General features: G+C 40.0%; 18 protein-coding genes and 2 pseudogenes. 9 read left to right on the plus strand and 11 right to left on the minus strand.

All coding sequences use genetic code 11. The annotated features are described in order from the left end of the window. The first annotated feature begins 56 nt into the window (after positions 1 to 56). The gene (locus ACFX4E_RS14310; protein WP_098288156.1) at positions 57 to 584 is read left to right on the plus strand and encodes a cupin domain-containing protein; all 528 of its coding nucleotides are present in this window, start codon (positions 57 to 59) and stop codon (positions 582 to 584) included. Positions 585 to 1,123: 539 nt separating this feature from the next. Here ACFX4E_RS14310 and ACFX4E_RS14315 read toward each other — a convergent pair. The 4 genes from ACFX4E_RS14315 to ACFX4E_RS14330 form a co-directional block, all read right to left on the minus strand. Further along, positions 1,124 to 1,279: a hypothetical protein gene (locus ACFX4E_RS14315; RefSeq protein WP_377259073.1), complete on the minus strand. Its 156-nt coding sequence runs from the start codon at positions 1,277 to 1,279 to the stop codon at positions 1,124 to 1,126. Between the two features lie 184 nt (positions 1,280 to 1,463). Beyond that, the gene (locus tag ACFX4E_RS14320; RefSeq protein ID WP_377259076.1) at positions 1,464 to 2,171 is read right to left on the minus strand and encodes a hypothetical protein; all 708 of its coding nucleotides are present in this window, start codon (positions 2,169 to 2,171) and stop codon (positions 1,464 to 1,466) included. Between the two features lie 15 nt (positions 2,172 to 2,186). Next, positions 2,187 to 3,344, minus strand: a complete 1,158-nt coding sequence (locus ACFX4E_RS14325; RefSeq protein ID WP_028409489.1) for a ParM/StbA family protein — start codon at positions 3,342 to 3,344, stop codon at positions 2,187 to 2,189. A gap of 380 nt (positions 3,345 to 3,724) precedes the next feature. Continuing rightward, positions 3,725 to 4,594, minus strand: a complete 870-nt coding sequence (locus tag ACFX4E_RS14330) for an STAS domain-containing protein (protein WP_377259079.1) — start codon at positions 4,592 to 4,594, stop codon at positions 3,725 to 3,727. 232 nt (positions 4,595 to 4,826) lie between these two features. Here ACFX4E_RS14330 and ACFX4E_RS14335 point away from each other — a divergent pair, with 232 nt between their 5' ends. Then, the gene (locus tag ACFX4E_RS14335) at positions 4,827 to 5,039 is read left to right on the plus strand and encodes a cold-shock protein (protein ID WP_034650169.1); all 213 of its coding nucleotides are present in this window, start codon (positions 4,827 to 4,829) and stop codon (positions 5,037 to 5,039) included. Positions 5,040 to 5,564: 525 nt separating this feature from the next. Beyond that, positions 5,565 to 6,005, plus strand: a pseudogene (locus tag ACFX4E_RS14340) (hypothetical protein); the annotation flags it as partial. Positions 6,006 to 6,205: 200 nt separating this feature from the next. Here ACFX4E_RS14340 and ACFX4E_RS14345 read toward each other — a convergent pair. From ACFX4E_RS14345 to ACFX4E_RS14355, 3 genes are all read right to left on the minus strand, one after another. Next, a complete protein-coding gene (locus ACFX4E_RS14345; protein WP_377259082.1) occupies positions 6,206 to 7,717 on the minus strand; it encodes a methyl-accepting chemotaxis protein in 1,512 nt (503 codons plus the stop codon). A gap of 17 nt (positions 7,718 to 7,734) precedes the next feature. Further along, on the minus strand, positions 7,735 to 9,378 hold the full coding sequence (locus ACFX4E_RS14350; protein ID WP_169305195.1) for a sensor domain-containing diguanylate cyclase: 1,644 nt from the start codon (positions 9,376 to 9,378) through the stop codon (positions 7,735 to 7,737). A 454-nt stretch (positions 9,379 to 9,832) separates the two neighbouring features. Continuing rightward, complete coding sequence (locus ACFX4E_RS14355) at positions 9,833 to 11,167, minus strand: SH3 domain-containing protein (protein WP_098334249.1); 1,335 nt, start codon at positions 11,165 to 11,167, stop codon at positions 9,833 to 9,835. Positions 11,168 to 11,511: 344 nt separating this feature from the next. Here ACFX4E_RS14355 and ACFX4E_RS14360 point away from each other — a divergent pair, with 344 nt between their 5' ends. The 3 genes from ACFX4E_RS14360 (at position 11,512) to ACFX4E_RS14370 (ending at position 13,479) form a co-directional block, all read left to right on the plus strand. Then, entirely contained in the window at positions 11,512 to 12,723 is a 1,212-nt protein-coding gene (locus ACFX4E_RS14360; RefSeq protein WP_098332680.1) for an AGE family epimerase/isomerase, read from the plus strand. Between the two features lie 133 nt (positions 12,724 to 12,856). Beyond that, the gene (locus ACFX4E_RS14365; protein WP_028409496.1) at positions 12,857 to 13,159 is read left to right on the plus strand and encodes a hypothetical protein; all 303 of its coding nucleotides are present in this window, start codon (positions 12,857 to 12,859) and stop codon (positions 13,157 to 13,159) included. Between the two features lie 17 nt (positions 13,160 to 13,176). Beyond that, positions 13,177 to 13,479: a hypothetical protein gene (locus tag ACFX4E_RS14370; RefSeq protein ID WP_155660409.1), complete on the plus strand. Its 303-nt coding sequence runs from the start codon at positions 13,177 to 13,179 to the stop codon at positions 13,477 to 13,479. A gap of 46 nt (positions 13,480 to 13,525) precedes the next feature. Here ACFX4E_RS14370 and ACFX4E_RS14375 read toward each other — a convergent pair whose 3' ends face one another. Further along, a complete protein-coding gene (locus tag ACFX4E_RS14375) occupies positions 13,526 to 14,467 on the minus strand; it encodes a magnesium transporter CorA family protein (protein WP_025750842.1) in 942 nt (313 codons plus the stop codon). A 166-nt stretch (positions 14,468 to 14,633) separates the two neighbouring features. On the opposite strand from ACFX4E_RS14375, the gene ACFX4E_RS14380 reads away from it, so the two are divergent. Beyond that, positions 14,634 to 15,491, plus strand: coding sequence for an STAS domain-containing protein (locus tag ACFX4E_RS14380; protein ID WP_098332678.1), 858 nt, complete (start codon positions 14,634 to 14,636; stop codon positions 15,489 to 15,491). A 41-nt stretch (positions 15,492 to 15,532) separates the two neighbouring features. Here the strand turns inward: ACFX4E_RS14380 and ACFX4E_RS14385 are convergent, their stop codons facing one another. Next, complete coding sequence (locus ACFX4E_RS14385; RefSeq protein WP_028409498.1) at positions 15,533 to 15,757, minus strand: hypothetical protein; 225 nt, start codon at positions 15,755 to 15,757, stop codon at positions 15,533 to 15,535. A gap of 32 nt (positions 15,758 to 15,789) precedes the next feature. Then, complete coding sequence (locus tag ACFX4E_RS14390; protein WP_013058194.1) at positions 15,790 to 16,659, minus strand: SDR family oxidoreductase; 870 nt, start codon at positions 16,657 to 16,659, stop codon at positions 15,790 to 15,792. 222 nt (positions 16,660 to 16,881) lie between these two features. On the opposite strand from ACFX4E_RS14390, the gene ACFX4E_RS14395 reads away from it, so the two are divergent. Together ACFX4E_RS14395 and ACFX4E_RS14400 are read left to right on the plus strand one after the other, a co-directional pair. Continuing rightward, positions 16,882 to 17,220, plus strand: coding sequence for a YflT domain-containing protein (locus ACFX4E_RS14395; RefSeq protein ID WP_028409499.1), 339 nt, complete (start codon positions 16,882 to 16,884; stop codon positions 17,218 to 17,220). A 345-nt stretch (positions 17,221 to 17,565) separates the two neighbouring features. Beyond that, a pseudogene (locus tag ACFX4E_RS14400) lies at positions 17,566 to 17,919 on the plus strand (SDR family oxidoreductase); the annotation flags it as partial. 45 nt (positions 17,920 to 17,964) lie between these two features. Here ACFX4E_RS14400 and ACFX4E_RS14405 read toward each other — a convergent pair. After that, entirely contained in the window at positions 17,965 to 19,620 is a 1,656-nt protein-coding gene (locus tag ACFX4E_RS14405; RefSeq protein ID WP_377259085.1) for a M14 family metallopeptidase, read from the minus strand. Positions 19,621 to 19,643: the final 23 nt, after the last annotated feature.

The raw sequence follows: 19,643 nt of genomic DNA on the forward strand, positions 1-19,643 counted from the left end.
GTTTTGACAAAAGCATAGGATGAAAAGAAAAATTAAACGAGAAAAGGAGAATGAGTATGCACTATACACCTTATTATCATCAGTGGCAGACTCCAGTGTATTACAGCTGGCAGCCATATAGTTATTATGTGCCGAATCACTATCACACCAGCGAACAGTTTCAGCAAAGAAACGGTAAATTAAAGGACTACGGACCAAGGCCGTTTGTTATTAACATTAATGAAGCGTCAAAGCAAAACAATACGTACCGCACTGCTTTATGGACGGGAACACATTTACAAGTGACGTTAATGAGTCTCAAGCCCGGTGAAGATATCGGCTTAGAAATCCACCCTAACGTTGATCAATTCCTGCGCATTGAACAAGGGCAAGGCGTTGTTCAAATGGGCAAAAGTAAAAACAATCTAACCTTTAAACGAAAAGTCTACGATGATGATGCGATATTTATCCCTGCCGGAACGTGGCATGATGTCACCAATACGGGTACCACTCCGCTAAAGCTTTACTCCATATACGCTCCGCCAAACCACCCATTTGGTACGGTTCATGTGACAAAAGCAAACGCTCTGGCTGAAGAACATTAAAAATAAGCAGAGCGTTATGCAGGATTGGAACGCTTTTTCAGGATCAATACTAAGTGAATAGACAGATGTTGACTAAAGAAGCCCACTAGAAAATCGGTGTATGACCTTTTCTAGCGGGCTTTTTTTAAACTTGCTATACATACAGGATTTTATAGCCAAGGAAAGAATTATACAATAAAATAATCTTTTTAAACCGCTTAAAATAACTGAAAGGCAAACAGGCGATGAAATTATTTTATAAAATTCCCAAATCAAACGTACATCCTTCTCTTAAACTAGCAAGAAAAATTCTATATATATATCTGTAGAAGCAGTCATTATGACCATGCTTGTAATTAAATCTTTTACTGTGGCCTATGAAAACGACATAAATTTAATTCTCAGGCAGCTAAATGAACTAAAAGCTTCCATTGGTGGATTTGGCATAAACGAATCGTTATTTTGGTTTATGATAAAATGCAGTATCTTCACCATTGTTACATTCGATCTTTGCTTATACGTCCGAAAAATGCTAAAAAGAAACAAAAGAGCTTTATGATTTATACGCTAAAGCTTTTACATTGGACCGCTGTTAATTTCCGTGCAAGGCTTCGCTTTCCGCGGGCGGTCGATGAGCTTCCTCGTCGCTTGCGCCCCTGCGGGGTCTCACCTGCTCCGCTTTTCCCCCAGGAGTCTTCGCCTTGCCCTCCAATCAACAGCTAGAAGCATCTAAACACATGAAACCTGCGTTCACCGTACCAATAAAAACCGAACAAGTTGGATTCACAATCAAGAATCAAACTCATTCGGACCTTCCTTCACCTAAAATACTTTTTCCCCGGCTTCATGTTTAATAGAAAAATAATAAAAGTAGAGGCATATTGCGCCTCTACTTTCTGTTTAGAAATCTACATCGATATCTTCTTGAATGGTTCCGGTCACTTTTTCACTTTTAATTAATTGACCTTCTTTAAATGTTTCTTCTTCCTCATTTTTAACGGGTTTCAGCTGCTTATAGGAATGAGCTGACGCAGAGCCAAGCTCTTTTTTAAGCAAATGAATTTCGCCTAACAGCTCGGCTCTCAATGAATGAACTAACGATTGAAAATCTTCTTTCCGGCTGTCTTTCTGCCCGTTTTGTTCCACAAGCTTCGCTACATAATCCTGAAGTTCTTTTGCCTGCGAGGACTCATACTGCTCACGATTTGCAGCAAGACGTGAATTCATTTCTTTTTTTAGTAAGTCAATTTCGCCCAACAGCTCTTTTCGAAGTGAATGAACGAGCGTCTCCACTTCATTTTCTTTGCTCTTTTTTTGCAAGTCTTGCTGTATGAGTCTTACTATATAGTCCTGCAGCTCGCTTGCCTGCTGTTTTTCTTTCAGAAATGATGACACTTCTGGCGGAATGTCAGCAGTGTCGATTGTGAAATTTGCACCTTCATCTCTATTACTTACGGTCTTTTCCCTTGCTCCCATCATATCTGCTGATAGATTGCCAGCTGTCAGAAACGCATTTGATAGTAAGTAAAACGGTGCAGCCATTTGGGAGCTTAACTGACCGTACCAATCATCTAGCGCTTCCTTAAGGCGAGTGTGTTGATGACTCATATATGCTCCCCCTTTTTAAGCATGAACCGCTGCGTTTGTTTCATGTCTGCTTAAAATTTCAAGACCGTATAAGTTTAATTTGCGCGTCTCCGGCAAGAAAAGATGATTTTCTTCTCTGATTTCTTCCCCATACATGTTATCAATCTGCTCTGCAATAAACTGTTGAAGGATAGGAGCCAGTCCTCCAATATAAATATATTTATAGACTTTATCTTTTGGCGATGGAAATAGATTTTCAATTTTCGTTAATAAAATTTGCGTGTATTCTCTAAGCGAAGCGTGAATAGGCTCCGTGAGATCTACTTTTTTCCCGCTATTGCCGTCTCTTTGCTCCATTTTTGCTTTATGGATATTGGCAATAATAAACTCTTCTAATGAACGAACATCATCAAAATACTCAAGCAGTTTTTCATTTCTTAGCTTTTCAATATGCTTCAAATATGAAATATCCGTAAGACACTTCAGCGAATTTCTGCTTTTAGGAGCTTGAAGTCCTGCAGGAAGCAGCGCAAGGTCAACTGTGCCTCCGCCCAAATCTACAATTAGCGTTTCAAAATGTTTGAATGCATTTGCTTCTTCTCTATCTTGTAATTCAAAATCTTTTTTGATCGCCCAGCGAGCTACTTCGCTTTCAATACGGCATTTGCTCGTTTCAATGTTCACAGTGAGCGTTTTTTCTAACCCAGGAGTCAATACCGTAACCGTGTGCTCTCCTTGAAAACGTTCGGCCATCTTCTGCTGCATTTCACTGAATTTATTTGTTTTCTTAAGCAGCCAAATCGGAAGCATAGTCGAGAAATAATTAATCGTCACATGATTATCCTCTTTGTCTTTTCCTTTAAGTATGTTGTAATAAGCAACTGAAGCTAAAAACATCACATAAGGAATATCAGATTCAGTTTTATTATGTAACTTATTAATATGGATATTGCCTAGCACATGTTTCTCTGCTGCGTCTCCTACTAAATAATACTTTTCTACTCCTTCAATTGTTGTAGAAATCAGTAAATTTTGAAGAAGTAATTCCGGTTCATTTACGCTTGAAGGAAAATGACCCTCTGCCTGATCTTTTGTGATTTCTACTACGTTTGTAGGAATTTCATAGTAATAACCATCCACTAGCGTTTGAAAAATTGAGTTACCAAAATCAACGTTTTGACGTTTGATATCCATCCTTGTTTCTCCCCTTTATCTTTTCGTGACAACACTAATAAGTATATATTTTCCTCATTTGTTTGTCTAAGTATTTAAATAATTTATGTTATTCGAAATTGAAAATTAATTAATTTTAGACAGCTAACGTAATTGAAAAGCACTTGAAATGCTTCTTTTTACCAGTACCCCTTTTTACAAGGAATATAACATGTGACGCTGTGACTTCCCCTTCATTTTTTTGCAATATAAGCCCTCCAATCATCAGCTAGAAGCAGCCACATACATGAAACCTGCGTTCACCATAACAACAAAAAAATCCGAACCATCAATCAGATTAATAGTTCGGATTTAACGTCAACTAAAATATTTTTGTCCCAGCCTCTGGGCTTTTTTATTTATTAATAACGCCATTTGTCTTTTTTTCTTTGCGGATTTTCTGGCAGTTTGCTAAAGCCTATTTCTTCAAGGCCTTTTTCTAACGTCGCTCTTGTTTTGATTGTTCCAAAATCCACGCCTAAATCCACAACGGTTTGCGCGATTTCCGGACGTATTCCGGTAATCATCGTTTTAGTTCCGATAAGCTGTAAGGCTTTTACAATTTGAAAAATATTGTCCGCTACTATCGTATCGACGATAAGAACACCTGAAATATCAAATATTAAATAACTCAGCTGCAGCTGAGCGCTTTTTTCTAAAGCCGTTTCCATAATAAGCTGCGAACGATGCGTATCAATTTGTCCAACGATTGGCATCACAGCGATTCCTTCAGAAAGAGGAACGATGGGAACTGATAATTCTTCTAGCGCTGCATACGCGCGTTTTATGGTGTCCGTATTATGTTCTTCATAGATTTCGACAAATATATGATTAAGCTCATCAAGCATCGGATCAATTTTTTTACTTACATCAAGCATCGTAATAGGAGCAAACTGCTTCTGCTGCAGTTCTTCTGTAAAAACACCCCATATCACTGTTCGAAACAGCGCAAGCGATTTTAACGCTTGACTCAAAGAAAGTCCGTTTTCCACAGCCACTTTTCCTATATCTGTACCCCACTGAACGATTTTCTTTAAAACGACTGAGCGCTCCTCGAATAACGACTCGCCTAAATACTCAATGAGTTCCGCTCTCCATTTTAAAACTTCGCTTTCTTCGTGGTAAACCAGCTTCCGCTTATATTCAGAGTCCATCAGATCAGAAAATTGTATCGCTAATTCCTGCTTATTATCGATAATTTTCTTCCCTATATATAATAACTCATCCCTCATTTTTTTCTTTATCTCCTTTAGTTAGCAGAATTAACGATTACATTTTATAACAATAGTTATATCACATACAATATAAAAATATAACCGAAATAAAAAAATTGTTAGGCCCTCCCTATTTACTTTTACCCCTCTTCTTCTAATCAGTATACCTGCCATAATAGGATTGAAATTTCAGCGTTTGGGTAAAAAACTACTATGAATTTATTTCTATACTTATAAGGGGGCTTTTTCAATGAACAAACATAAAGGAACCGTTAAATCTTTCAACGAATCAAAAGGATCTGGATTTATTACACCCGAAGACGGATCAAAAGAAGTGTTCGTTCACTCCAATGCGATTGACCGTGAGGAATATAAAAACCTGGCAGAAGGACAAAAAGTAGAGTTTGAAATCCAAGAAGGAGCTAAAGGACCCAGCGCTATAAAAGTACACCCAGTTGACTGATAGAGTGACATTTACATACAGGTTATGGGTAGACTATCGAATCATATACTCTTCGAATCCAAAAACACCTCTTCGACTTTTGTTCGAAAAAGGTGTTTTTTTATATGCTGCAACTAATTCTACATTCAAAATTAGTTACTATTAGCTATTAAAAAAACAGTTCTAAAGTTATCGGACAAGTATCCAAACATTTCCTCTATGAGTGAATATAGTATAGAGTACTGCAAAGAAAGGGTGATTATTATAAAAAAGTATTATTTCAATTACAATGATAAAGATGACAAATATTATGTAGAAAAATCTTATCCTTACAAGAAGAAATCTCGCGAGGCTTCCCTTAACAATAAGAAAGAGCAACTTCAAGAAGATGCCCCTGAGGAAACACGCGGCTGGGCTTATGGACGTGAAGAAGATAGCTCTGAAGAATCACAAGTTTGGATTTATGAACGCGAAGAAGATTTCTATGAGGAATCACATGATTTGGCTTCTAGATATAAAGAAGATAAAGGCAAAAAAGGCAGCACGCGGGAGTCAGCATTTAGAGCGCTCAATTTAACGATGCCTCAAAATGTTCCTGCCAATACGTTTGTAAAAGCAGTTTTCCCAACTGAACAATTTGATTTAGCAAATGAATATAACCCGATTACTTCTACCTTCCGCCCCAAAAAAGATGGCGTATATTCCATCATTGCTACAATTGGATTCTCTCCTAACGACCAGATGCTAGATTATAGAACTCGTATAGAAATACGTGTAAATGGGACAACTGCTATCGCTATCGATAACGATTTCTTTGGCGGGAACACACCGTTTGTTAATGCGGTATCCGTGTCTACTATTTACAATTTAGAAGCTGGAGATCGTGTTGAAGTTTTTGTTCAAAGCAGCATAGCTGGTACAATCGTCACATCCGAAGATGGCTCACATTTTGAAGCAGCGAGATTTCCTTCTCCAACAAATAACTAACGCTAGCTTTTAGACAAAAGCATCAATCCCCTCTTTTTAGATCGCTTCATTTTTCTAAAGGAGGGGATTGATATGAACATTAGTGGTCTAAAGGTCCATAGGAACTTTTTAAGCGTTTGTATGTACATAATTCTTTAGTAGATTTATAGCATTAATCCAGTGTATCAAATCATGTACTTCTATGTAGTTTGCTGCCTCACTCACGCTTGCTTCGCTAACTTTTCCGTTACGCTGCCAAGCTCTTCAACTAATCCACTTAAAAATTCCGCCGTCTGGTCAATGATCTGCAGCGATTGCAGCTGACGCACGGAAGCAGAAGAAATGTTGCTGCTGCTTGCAGCCGATTGGCTAGCAAAAGCGGTCATATCGCTGACGGCATGGAGCACCTGCGTAGATCCGGCTGCTATTTGCTGAGCAGAAGCAGCCGTTTGCTGAATTTGTTCGTGAACGTACGCAGATGCGTCGGCGATTCGATTAAAAACATTTTCCGCTTCGTTGGCTAGTAAAATACCGTTTTTTACATCGGCTGTTCCTGATTGAATGAAGGCTACGGCTTGAGACGTTTCTTGCTGAATATGCTGAATGAGCCTTGCTACTTGTTCGGCTGACTGATTGGATTGTTCGGCAAGTTTGCGAACTTCCGATGCTACGACCGCAAACCCTTTCCCATGTTCGCCTGCGCGCGCTGCTTCAATTGCAGCATTTAGCGCCAGTAGATTTGTTTGTGCAGCAATGCCTGAAATCACACTCATAATATCGTTGATTTCCGCAGAACGTTCTTTTAACTGATGAATAACGCTAGCTGCATGCTGAACAGAAGAATCGATTGTATGAATTTGCTGAATTGCTTCTTGAATTTTTTCTTTTCCCTGCACGGCTTCATTTGCTGTTTGATCAGAAGCTTCGCTGACTGCCGCTGAGGCCTCGGCTATTTTGGTTACGCCTTGCGCCATCTCTTCTAGAAACTCGCTGCTTTTTTGAGCCATTATTACCTGCTGGTCAGCTCCTGCCGCTAGCTCTTGCATTGAAGCAGACGTATGATGACTAGCCGTTTGTGATTCTTCTAAATTTCCCTTTAAGTCGTGAACCGTTTGTCTTACCTCCCCATTCGTTCCATGCAGTTTTTTCATCATGTCATAAATGATATGCTGCTTTTGTTCATTTTCCCGCTGAAGCTGTTCTGTGTATTTTTTCTTTGAAATAATTTGCCAAGCAGTTGCCCCTGATGTAAAAAGCAGATAAGCAGCGTGAAGGCAAAGCATCGAAAAAGAATAAGAAGACGTTCCGAAAATAATCGGCGTAAAAAATGGTACGAAAAATCCAGCTAGATGCTCGATGACAAAAATACCCGTCATTAACAATAACAGCTTTACATTTTCATAGTAGGAAAGAATAGCTATCACCATAAAAATTGAAAAATGATACTCGACCATTCCTCCTCCGCCTACAACCGTGCCGATACTTGAAAACGTCAGCGTTAGCGTCACAAATGCAGGTACTAGGTCATATTTTTTAACGTACAGCACAAGCAGCACGCCAAGAAAAAGAATAGGAAGCATCAAAAAGATCAATGACACTTCGCCTGGCGTTGAATTATGTTCCATGGACATGCCGGACATGCCCATCGGCCAAATACGATGAATGATATGTACGAGCAGAGAAAGCATCACTGCTCCGCTTGATAAAACAACCATTAATTTATGTTTATTCATATTTATCCCTTTCTATATTAGACAAAACTTTCTTTATCTATAGAATCGGCTGCAGATTGGTTTTTTTTATAAAAATTCACGTTATTTTTCCCCTGTCGTTTTCCTTCGTACAGCGCTTGATCCGCCTGTTTTAACAGCTCTTGAAACGATTCTCCGTTTTCTGGATAATAAGCGGCTCCAATGGTCGATGTAGCTGTAAAGATGCAGGATTCAATACTCCATTCTTTTTGAAGCTCTCGGTGAATTCGTTCCATAATTTGCTGTATTTCCTCGCGCCTTTCAATCTGCCGAAGCAAGATAACAAATTCATCACCTCCAAGGCGATAAACTTCGTCACATGCGCGAATGCAAGACGTTAAACGATGCGCGTACTGAATTAAAAATGCATCGCCAATATCATGACCAAATTGATCGTTCACTTCTTTAAAATTATCACAGTCTAAAAACAGCAGGCCAAACCTTTCGTTTTGCTCGATGTCAGCCTGTACTTGTTTTTGCAGCATCATTCGATTCGGCACCCCCGTCAAACTGTCATGAAATGCCTTAAACTTCAGCTGATTTTCTAGGTTTTTTTGCGCAGTAATATCGGTTTGAATCAGCACGTAGCTTGAGATTCGATGATGAATATCTGTCAGCGGAACAATAGTCTTATGGCTCCAGACGATGACGCCTTCTTTGGTTATGCTTTTGACTTGCCCTCTCCAAACCTTTCCTTGTCCAATACTTTCAAGAACCCGAAGGTCATAGCTTACATCGAATAACTCATATGATTGCCCAATTAGCTCTTCTTTTTCATAGCCAAATATCGTACAGAACATATCATTGACATACCTAATCGTTCCATACGGATCCAGGACGCTTACGATAGCGGACTCATCAAGGGCATACTTCATGTTTGCTAAATCTTTCACCGTGTTTTCCAACTTTATTTCAGCTGTCTTTTCCTTTGTCACGTCCTGAGCAATCAAGTAAATACCAATCCATTCATTTTCCACTATGATGGGCACGTTTGTAACATATAAATAAATCTTTCCTTTTTCTTTGTGCCACGCTTGGATTTCTTTGCTGTAGCTTTGGTCGTATATGATGTGATGAAAAGGCAAAGCACGGGCATCGATCTTCAATTCTTCTAGAAGCTCCCTATAAGAACTGTTGATGATCTCATGCGCATCGTACCCGAACATTTGCTCACAGGCAGGATTTGCTTGAACAATTTTACCGCTTAAATCCATCATACATATGGCGTTTTCATGGTTCATAAAAAGCGACTTATACTGCTCCATACTTTGGGCTAATTCTTTTTTAAACTTCTGGATATTTTTACTCATGACTAATAGGTGCGTACTATTGTCGGCATCATCAAAAATTGGAGTAAGCGTTGTTTCAAACGCTTCAGCTTCATCTGAGAAGGTATTTATGTCATGGTAGGTAACTGACTTTTTTGTTTCCATCGCTTTCATATAGTAAGGGTAAAGGGAGCGATACGCCCGCTCAGAGAGTACGCTTTCTAGCCGCATGCCCGCTTCTCCTTGGCACCGTACAAGCTTAGCAGCCGCTTTATTCATTTTTTTATAATAAAGGTGTTGGTTCTTTACTTCCGCTAAAAAAACCAGCTCATTCATTTGATCAAAATAAAATTCAAACATATGATCTTTCAACATGGTAGGATGCATCTCCTTCGTTTTTTCACAGATGAACGCCCCCTGTACTTTACACTTCTGTATGAAATATACACTAGATCTTTTCACACACAAACACAACTTTAAATGTACAAACAGTAGTTCTTTTGTATCATTACCTACCCTCCTTCACAAGAAGGGTAAACATGATGAACAAAAATAAAAGAGATTGAAGCATACCTACATCCATCCAATCTAAAAACGAACAAATGGGATAAAGCAGCTAGTATGAATCACTTGTTCCAACGCTGTTAATTTTTTTGCTGGCGGCCGATGAGCCTTGCCCTCTATTCAGCATTTAGAAGTCCCTGCATATATGAAACCTACCTTCATCAAAACAATAAAAAATCCGAACGCGTTTGATTCTCTATCAAGAATCAAACGCGTTCGGATTTTCCTTCAACTAATCTGCTTTTATTCTAGCTTCTTTTTTAAACTACTTAATTCCGTAATATTCTTCAAGCGTAATTCCTTTACTCTTAATCGCTTGCGCCACTGGTTTGCCTACATATCGCAAATGCCACGGCTCATATTTATAGCCGGTTACCGCGTCTTTCCCTTTTGGATAACGAATAATAAATCCATATTCTGCTGCGTGGGCATCGAGCCAAGCTGCTTCTTTTGTTCCGCCAAAGCAGTCTTGAGCAGCACATGTGCCGTCTCCTTTTGTTACATCAATTCCAAGACCCGTTTCATGTTCACTCGTGCCTGGCAATGCGCTATAAGTTGCCGCTTTATCATAACCGTCTCTTTGAACATACGAACTAAAAAGAGCGCTTTGCGTTGCATGTGAACGGTAAGCCGATACGCCAAGAAGCGTAACGCCTTGTTTTTTCGCACCCGCAAACAGCTGTGCAATAGCAGCGGCTGCTTCACTTCGCATTTTTTTCTTTTCCGTTTGTTCTTTGAATGTAAATGGAATCGTTGTATATACTAAATCTTTCGGAACATAGTTTTCCGGAAGCTTGTTTTGTTTATTCACAACAACTTGGATGCTTTCAGGGTTCGAGACCACTTTCATGCCAGCTAATGCTCGTACGTATTGACCGCTTACATAGCCAACTTTACCTTGATACGTAATTTTCAGCCAGCCGTTTGCTGCTTTAGCCGTTACGTCTATCTGTGTGCCGGCTTTAAGTGTTGCGATAACTGCACCAGAAGTTGAAGCAGTTGTTCGAACATTTAAATTCGCCGTTGCCACATAGACAGAAGCCTCCGGAGCTGGAGCTGGAGCCGGTTCAGAAGAACCCGTTGATTCTTTTACGTACTGCGTGCTCACATAGCCCGTTTTGCCTTGATAGCTTACTTTTAGCCAGCCGTTCGCTGCTTGTGCTGTCGACGTTAGCTGCGTGCCTTGTTTGACCGTTACCACAATCGCGCTTGACGTTGAGGGAGCGCTTCGAATATTTAAATTTGCTGTTGTTACATAGGTTTTGGTCGTTGAACTCGCTGACTTTTTCACATACTCACTGCTTACGTAACCCGTTTTGCCTTGATAGCTTACTTTCAGCCAGCCGCTTGCTGCTTGTCCAACTACCGTTAGCTGCGTGCCTTGTTTCACCGTTGCAATAATCGCGTTGGACGTCGATGGGCCGCTTCGAATATTTAAATTCGCCGTTGTTGTATATGTTTCCGCCGCTGCGCTTGCGACAGTCGGCTCACCCGTAAAATGTAAAGAATGAAGACCTAGAGTTCCTGCCCCTACAAGTGTAAAAGCAAGACCTGTTACCGCTAATTTTTTGTAAAATCTTTGTTTGTTCACTTCTGTCATTTTTTATACCTCATTTGCAAAATATAATAGAAATATATGCTGCTAGTTTAATAGGTTAAGTGAAAACAGGATCCGATGTTTAAGCTCAACCTTAACTAAACAGCATTAAGTAAAATTATTCGACGTCTAGAGGCTTACACTTACTTCGTTCCAGCTAGCACGTACTTTTAGAATACCGGATAATCGTGTCAAAAGTATATCAAAATATTTCAAACTTGTTTCCAAACTGATACATTTTCAACAAAAATAGAATAATAGAGCAGAAACAGCAAAAAAACCCTTACGTTTACTCCCAACTGCTTAGGGTAAAAACAACTAAAAACAAAGATTGAGATGGTGATAAAATGAACACGGCAACGGATTTTTCCCCAACTGCGTTTCGAGAACCTCACACATTAAAACAGCATATTTTTGATACGCTTCATTTCTACTATCCCGCTTGTATTGACAACAAAAACGGCGGGTATATCCATGAATACTACGACGACGGCACCGTCAACAACACGCATTCAAAGCATTTGGTAAGTACGGCCCGCTTTATTTATATCTTCAGTGTAGGGGCTCTTTTAGACGGACCGGATTGGTGCAAAGAAGCAGCTCAGCACGGCATTCGTTTTCTACAAAACAACCATTATGATAGAGAGCACGGCGGATATTTTTTTGAAATAGCCGATGACGGAGAAGTAAAAGATGATTCTAAACAAGCATATGGGCACGCTTTTGCTCTTTTAGCTTCCTCCGTCGCATATCAAGCCGGCATTTCAGAAGCAAAAGAAACAATTGAACAGGTATATGACGTGATGGAAAAGTACTTTTGGGAAGATGCGCACGGCTTTTATCGAGACGAATGGGACGCATCGTGGTCGGCTTCTTCTTTATATCGCGGCCAAAATGCAAATATGCACATGTGTGAAGCGATGCTTTCTGCCTTTGAAGCAACAAGAGATAAAAAATACTTGGACCGAGCGTACACGCTTGCAAAAGGCGTTACGCAGCAGCTTGCTGAACGATCCGGCGGCATGGTTTGGGAGCACTATGATACAGACTGGCAGCCGGATTGGGACTACAATAAAAACAATACAAAAGATGAATTTCGTCCGTACGGCTTTATACCAGGACATCAGTTTGAATGGAGCAAGCTGCTTTTATGGCTTGATCGGCACCGTTCGGAAAACTGGATGACAGAACGTGCAAAAGATTTGTTTGATAAGGGCTGGAACCGAGGCTGGGATGCTAAGTACGGAGGTCTTTACTTTGCGCTGTCGCCTCAAGAAGAGGTCATTGACCGGGACAAAAACTACTGGGTGATGGCTGAAGCCATTTCTGCGGCTTCACTGCTCGGGGTAAAAACCGGAGACAGCGGATATTGGAAAGCATACGATGCCCTGTTCTCCTACTGTCAGAAACACTTTATCGATCACACACATGGAGGCTGGTATCAGCTGTTAAATCAGCAAAACGAACGCTACAGCTCGAAAAAAAGCCCGGCTCCTAAAGCCGATTATCACCCTGTGGCAGCGTGCTATCAAACGCTGATAGCACTGAATTCTCTTTGAGAGAACGCTCATAAAGAAACCGTTTTCTTCCAAATGCGTTTATTTCTTTTATTTAAGGGAATTTACTTACTAACAATCAATGTTTACACATTTTAGAAAAAGCTCGACTATATATATGCAAGGAGTGAGGACGATGTATTTTTACGCGTTAGCACAAGGAACAGATTCTGGAGATCCAGTAACACTGCACCATGAGAAGCAATTTTCGAAAAAAGAATTTTTAGAAATGTTTAATGAAGCATTAGATGAGTTGGATACGCATCCATCTCCAAGCGCTGTTGGTGAATACCTTTGCCGTGCGTACGGATTTCAAGAAATTGAAATCGAGACGGGTGTTGTATGCTACTGCGCTCCTTTTAGAAAGCTAGACGACTCAGATATTATAGAAGACCGTACGTACATGGATGCCACGACCGGAACACTAAAATACAACTAATCAAAAAGAAAGGTTGGATGCGTGTGAAGACCGTACAGAACATTTATCGAACGAGTGAAGCTGTACCAGAATCGGGCGCTTACGTTTGTGCAGAAGGTGAAATTAAACTCTTTCAAAAAGATGATCTTTTTACACCTTGCCCGCACACACGTGAATCAACGACGTGGAAGCCTGTAGATGACGCCTTTTCAACCGGAGAATTGGTTCCGCAAACCGGTCGCTATACCGACGAAAACGGCAATCAAGTAAAGCTAAAAGAAAACGATCTATTTCCAAGATGCCTTCGTTCAGGTGAGCCTACGACGTGGAGGCGAGGATAACAGACAACAAAGCAGCCGCTTATTAAGCGGCTGCTTTTATTAAAGCTTATTTAAAAAATGAATTCTTTTTTCTTCCTTTTAACAGATCGCCCGTCCACCCTTTCATTCGTAAATAGAGATAAATGGCAACGGTCGAAAGGACAATTAAAATGAGTGCATAGATATAGCCAAACTTCAAATCAAGCTCCGGCATCCCTTTAAAGTTCATTCCCCAAAGAGCTCCAAAAGCCGTTAAAGGCGTACTGATTGCTGTCAGCAGCGTTAAAGCTTTCATAATCTCATTTCCTCGATGAGTAGACACAACTTCTTCTAATTTAATTAACGCATCAAATTCTTTTTGATATTGTTCAATCAACGTTAAGCCAATTTCAATTTTTTTACACATTCGCTGATATTCGACCGTTTGGTTAATTTTTTTATGAAACGCTTCTTCTATTCCCATGGTGACTTCTCGAACAGAACTGATTAAATTTGTCCATATAAGCAGGTCATACCGCGCTTTGTGAATTTCATCTAACACGTCGATGTTATTATTATGGCGCACTTCCCACAGAAGCTCTCTGAAATGACTTTCAAACTGATCAAACCCATTTAAATGTTTTTTCATAATTTCACCTAAAAGAATAAAAAAACTTTCCGCCGTGTTAGCAGACTGCTTCATGCGTTCAATCATTCGTTCATGATTGGTGTTCTCGAGGATTTTCAAATCGATTCCTGCCGTTATAATAAACTCCTCGGTAATATAAAAATGAAACGAATCGTAATTTTTTTGATCAAACGACTCCTTATGATAAATCAGTGAACCATAAATGAGCTCACTTTCTCCTATTACATCTACTTGAATATGATTAGAATTTTTCTTTTGAAGCTGCTGACAAAACCATTCATCTCTTGGATACTGATATTCTTTGATTATATCAGCTATTCCGTCTGCTTCTTCTAAATCAAACTGATACCATTTCCACTGATCGTTCGTCACGGTATTCATACTTTCCCTCTTTCCCCTTTTATTAGAATTTTTCCCTATATACAATCATCTAAAACCTAACACACAAAATAAACATACATTTCATATCCATCTTTATAAAAAAGGTGCTATAATAAATACGTTGCGCACCTGCGCCATGCTTTATCAGTTTGAGAGGAGAATAACAGTGAAGAAAGATATCGCTTTACGTTCTTATCTGCTAGAAAGTGCACCAACTATGACGGAAGAATGGTATGAATCTTTGGACAAAAAATCTTCTGAAGGCGTATATACCTCTAATGACCCTGACGTCATTCAACGCTTAAAAGCACAAAACTATGAATTTCATTTATATATTAGCAACGTCTTTATAGAAGATGAAAAAAGCTTTTTTGAATCTTTTAACACGTGGCTAAATAAAGTTGCCAAAGACCAACAGCATCTCAGAACCCCCATTCAAAGTATTATTAAAGAATTTATGAACGTCCGCAAACAATACTGCGAGTATATTCGCCGGTTTGCAGAACTTCATGATGACATTACTCAGCAGCACCTCGATGTATGGAATGAAAAAGTAATAAGGGTATTTGATATTATTATTTTGAAATTCATCACAGAAGCGCAGGAATATGCCTCAAACCGCCTCCGCTCTCAGCAGGAAATGATTCATGAATTAAGTTCACCTGTTATTGTGATTAAAAAAGACGTTGCTCTTTTACCGTTAGTCGGCGATATTGATACGGCAAGAGCCAAAATGATCCTAGAAAGCACGTTAAAACAGTGTGCAGAAAAACAAATCGCTCATTTGTATATTGATTTGTCAGGAGTTGTGATGATCGATACAATGGTCGCCCACGAGCTGTTTCAGCTGATAAATGCGCTTGATTTAATCGGCGTTAAATCGATTTTATCGGGCATTCGTCCTGAATTAGCCACTACTGCGATGCAGCTTGGTTTAAATTTTGAGCATATACGAATTAAATCGAACCTTGCTCAGGCATTAGAAGATGATTCAAAAATTGTAATTGCTTCTAGCACTCATTAATATAGGGATACAAACAAAAAACAGCCCCGAAAGGCTGTTTTTTATTTTCTATGATGAATGTTTTCAGAACCTGATTCATCTTTCGTTTTCGTTTTATTTTTCTCTTCTTTTTGTTCAAGTCTTATATCTTCCAACGGCATAGGATCGACCGTTTCTTCTTCTTTGAAACGTTCAAATAACGTTTCGTCTTGATCTGTTACACGCTGTTCCGTTTCATCTCTTTTTTTTGGTGTATTTGAAATAGATCTTTTCTGACGTTCTCCCATCTTTTTCTCCTCCTCTACTATAGGTGAAGCAATTATGTGTTCATGAAATCTCCGCCGTTGACATGAAGCGTTTGACCCGTCATATAAGATGAATCATTTGAAGCTAGCAGCACATAGCAGCCCACGTGCTCCACAGGATGCCCAGGTCTGCCCATCGGCGTGTCTGTACCGAATTCTCCTACTTTATCACCTGAGAAAGTAGACGGGATAAGCGGTGTCCAGATCGGGCCCGGCGCTACAGCGTTAACGCGAATGCCATCTTTGACAAGCGCTTGCGCCATACTGCGCGTAAAGCCATTGATTGCACCTTTTGTCGCCGTATAATCAATCAGCTGAGGATTTCCGCGGTAAGGATTAATTGACGTTGTATTAATAATCGCACTGCCTTTTCCTAAATAATCAAGCGCTTTTTTCGTAAAATAAAAGTATGAATAAAAGTTCGTTTTGAACGTTCGTTCAAGCTGTTCACTTGTAATTTCTTTAATGCTTTCTTTTGGATGCTGCTCTCCTGCATTGTTCACAAGGATATCAAGCTTTCCAAGCTCACTTACTGTTTTTTCTACCGCTTCGTTACAGAACGATTCGTCTCCTACGTCTCCTGCAATCAGCAAGCATCTTACACCTTCTTCTTCAATGCGGGCTTTTGTTTCCTCGGCGTCGCTATGTTCGTTTAAGTAAACGATGGCTACGTCCGCTCCTTCTTTCGCATAAGCAATGGATACAGCTCGTCCAATTCCGCTGTCTCCCCCGGTAACTAGCGCTACCTTTCCTTTTAATTTTCCTGTACCAATGTAATTGTCATCCTCATAAATAGGGAGAGGATTCATCTCACTTTCGATACCCGGCTGGCGGTCTTGCGTTTGTTGGGGCTGGCCTTGTGTTTGTTGATCTTGTAAATTCATTTTAATCTCCTCCTATTTTTGATGGAACTTTTTAGTATAGTCTAGGTTTAGCCTTCTGTTTTGAAGTTCAAACATCTTTTTTTTAAAATTTATGATGTTTCTATTCTCTTTTACTATCTGAGAAAATTCATAGAAAACAAGTTTAAAGTTGGAAACAAAGGCTACAGAATGAGTAGAAGATGTATTTCAGAAATATCTTTTATCAGGAGGTTTGGTTCGTGTATGAAACACATTCAAGTAGCAGAAAACCAAGAGGAGGCAGCCTGCGTCATCCGTTCTTTTTTAAAGAAAGGATTTACAAGCAAAGATATTTATCTGCTGGCCTACGATAAAGAATGGGCTCAGAATTTAACGGAGGCAACACATACAAAAAAGTACAGAATGGCAGAGCAAGGTATGTTTGAAACGGCGGTAAATAAACTTCTTTCAAGAGAAGATGAGCTTCTTTCAAAGATGGCTTCGCTCGGCTTATCCAATCAAGAAGCAAACCGGTATAAAGAAGAAATGAAACAAGGACATATCGTGGTTATTGGCACACAGAGTCAATCCATTCCCTACTAAAATAGCGGAAACGTTTTTCATCAGCTTATAAGGGTATTTAGTAAAATAAACCATTGTCTATCAAGAAAGGAAGTTATAACGATGTTAAATTATTTGGGAATTCAGATAGGCTCTCTTTACTTTCCTACTAGTATTTTGCTTATCACGTTTCTTGTATTAATCGGCTTTTTTATTTATTTCCTCTCTAGAAGAAGAAAAAACCGTCATGAATCACGTGAGCAATCACGAGGAAAATAAAAGAGAATGCCAATTTAAAAGCCCTTCACGCAGAAGGGCTCTTTGTACTATAAAACAGGCAGATACTTTTCATAGCGAGGGTTTACATAAAAAGGAGGACGAGGTCCTAAAAGCGGCAGCTCCATTATTAATACCGCTTCAATTTTGACGTATAAAGGCTATGAACAGTTAATTGACTATACGGCAACTAAAGGAACCATTGTTGGCTTTACTCGTGCGCTTTCCAATAGCGTGATTAAAGACAGCATTCGCGTAAACGCCGTAGCGCCGGGACGCATTTGGACACCGCTCATTCCAGCAAGCTTTTCAGCTGATCAAGTAACGCAAGTGGACAATCCGAGGAAGCGCCAAGGGCAGACGTTTGAACTTGCTCCAACCTACGTGTACCTCGCAAGCGACGACTCACCGTTTGTCACGGGGCAAACGCTGCATGTAAACGGCGGAGAGTGGGTTTCTTCTTAAAAATCTCAATATAAAAAGCGTGAAGCCAAGCTCCACGCTTTTTCATTATTTACGGGATTCTTTTTGCAAAGGCGATTTTTCAATGGAACGCGTAAACCGGTAAACATCAAGCTCTTGTCCTACCTCTGAAGGCAAATACCCAAACGTGGTGAAGCTGTCCACTGATTCTGGCTCAAGTGATAGAGACAATAAATTGTTTTGCGGCTGAGATGTTAAAAAGACGTAGCTTCCTTTTGGGAACGTGACCGTTTTTGGTTTCACGATTGTTTGCACGTCTACATTTGGTTTGTTTTCGTAGGCTTCATTTTCAATCCGGCTGCTAACACTATACGCTTCTACTGAAAGAGCCGTTTCTTTCGTTAACTTGAAACCTTTTACTCCTTGTCCCTGCAGTTTTGCTGCTAACTCTTCATGTCCTGGCTTTAAAAGATAAGCAGTCGGACGTTCACGTACAAGCGTCGGCGTTGCCGCTTTGGCACTATAATACGTCACAGGAATTTCTTTAACAGACGCGCTTTCCACATCAACCATTTCTAACGTAGAGTTTGGTATTTTTTTATTTTCACTGTTCACAACAATTAGATCATGATCATTTGCATTTTTTCCTTTTTTGACAAGCGCCGCTTTTTCTTTTGCAATCAGCGCTTTAATTTGTTTGGCATGAGCGGCTGTTTGCGTAATCAGCTTTTCTTGCGTAGCAATTTGGGCACTCACTCGCCGCGGAAAATCTTCTCGGCCAATACCGATTCCCCTGCTTTCGACTAAAAATGAAAACGATGGATACAAACCTAATGAGTTTCGGCCGATTCGCGGTTCAACTGAGCCTTCTTCTACTTCAAGCTGCCCTTGTTTATTCACTTGAGACGTATAGTATACTTCTCCAGAATATCCTTGCTTTTCAATGGCTGTAAGCGTACTGTTCACAAACAGCTCATCAGACACGTCTCGAATGCGCTGCGGAATATTTAAGTTTCGACCGGACTGCAGTAAAATGTCGTGATACTTCCACACGCCTTCTTTACCGATATTTTTAAATCCGCTGCTGTAAGGCGTATATTCATGAGCGTCAATGACGACTTCCGGTGAAAAACGGTTAAATTCAGCTCGTACGCTCTGTACTTCAGGGCTTTCAAGCTTTATGTAGTCACGGTTTCCATCTAAATTATTTGCTAGCTGACGCTTGAATGCATAAGATCCGTCTGGATTAATGCGCGGCACAATAACGATGTTGACTTTATTTAGCACATCTTTTCCAAAGTCTTCTGTCAAACGCGTCGCAACGGCGAGTACGGATTCACCGCTTGCCGGTTCATTACCATGAATTTGACTTTGAAGCCAAATCGTTGGCTTTTTCGATGTTTTTCCATCCGCAAATTTCTTTTCCTTTGAAAAATACAGAGCTGGAATGTCACGCCCTTGCTGTGACTTTCCGATAATCTTCAGCTTTACGTACGGACTTTTATGAGCAAGCTTTTGAACATAGCTCATCATTTCTTCTTGAGTCGTAAAGGCGTCTTGTCCTTTCAGAAACGCCGGCGTGGCTTCATTCACCTTTATTTCCGGATAAAGCGCTTTAATTTTTTCCGGCTGGCTATAGTCTTTTCCGTAATAAGGCATCTCAGCTTGTACCGCAAGCGGCGACAGCAATAATCCAATCGACAAAAGAGCCGGCACGGCCGTTCGTTTTACAGTTTTTTTCATTCATTTACTCCTCCCCATCCCCT

This window comes from Priestia sp. YIM B13491, assembly GCF_042787605.1.
Classification (GTDB): domain Bacteria; phylum Bacillota; class Bacilli; order Bacillales; family Bacillaceae_H; genus Priestia; species Priestia megaterium_E.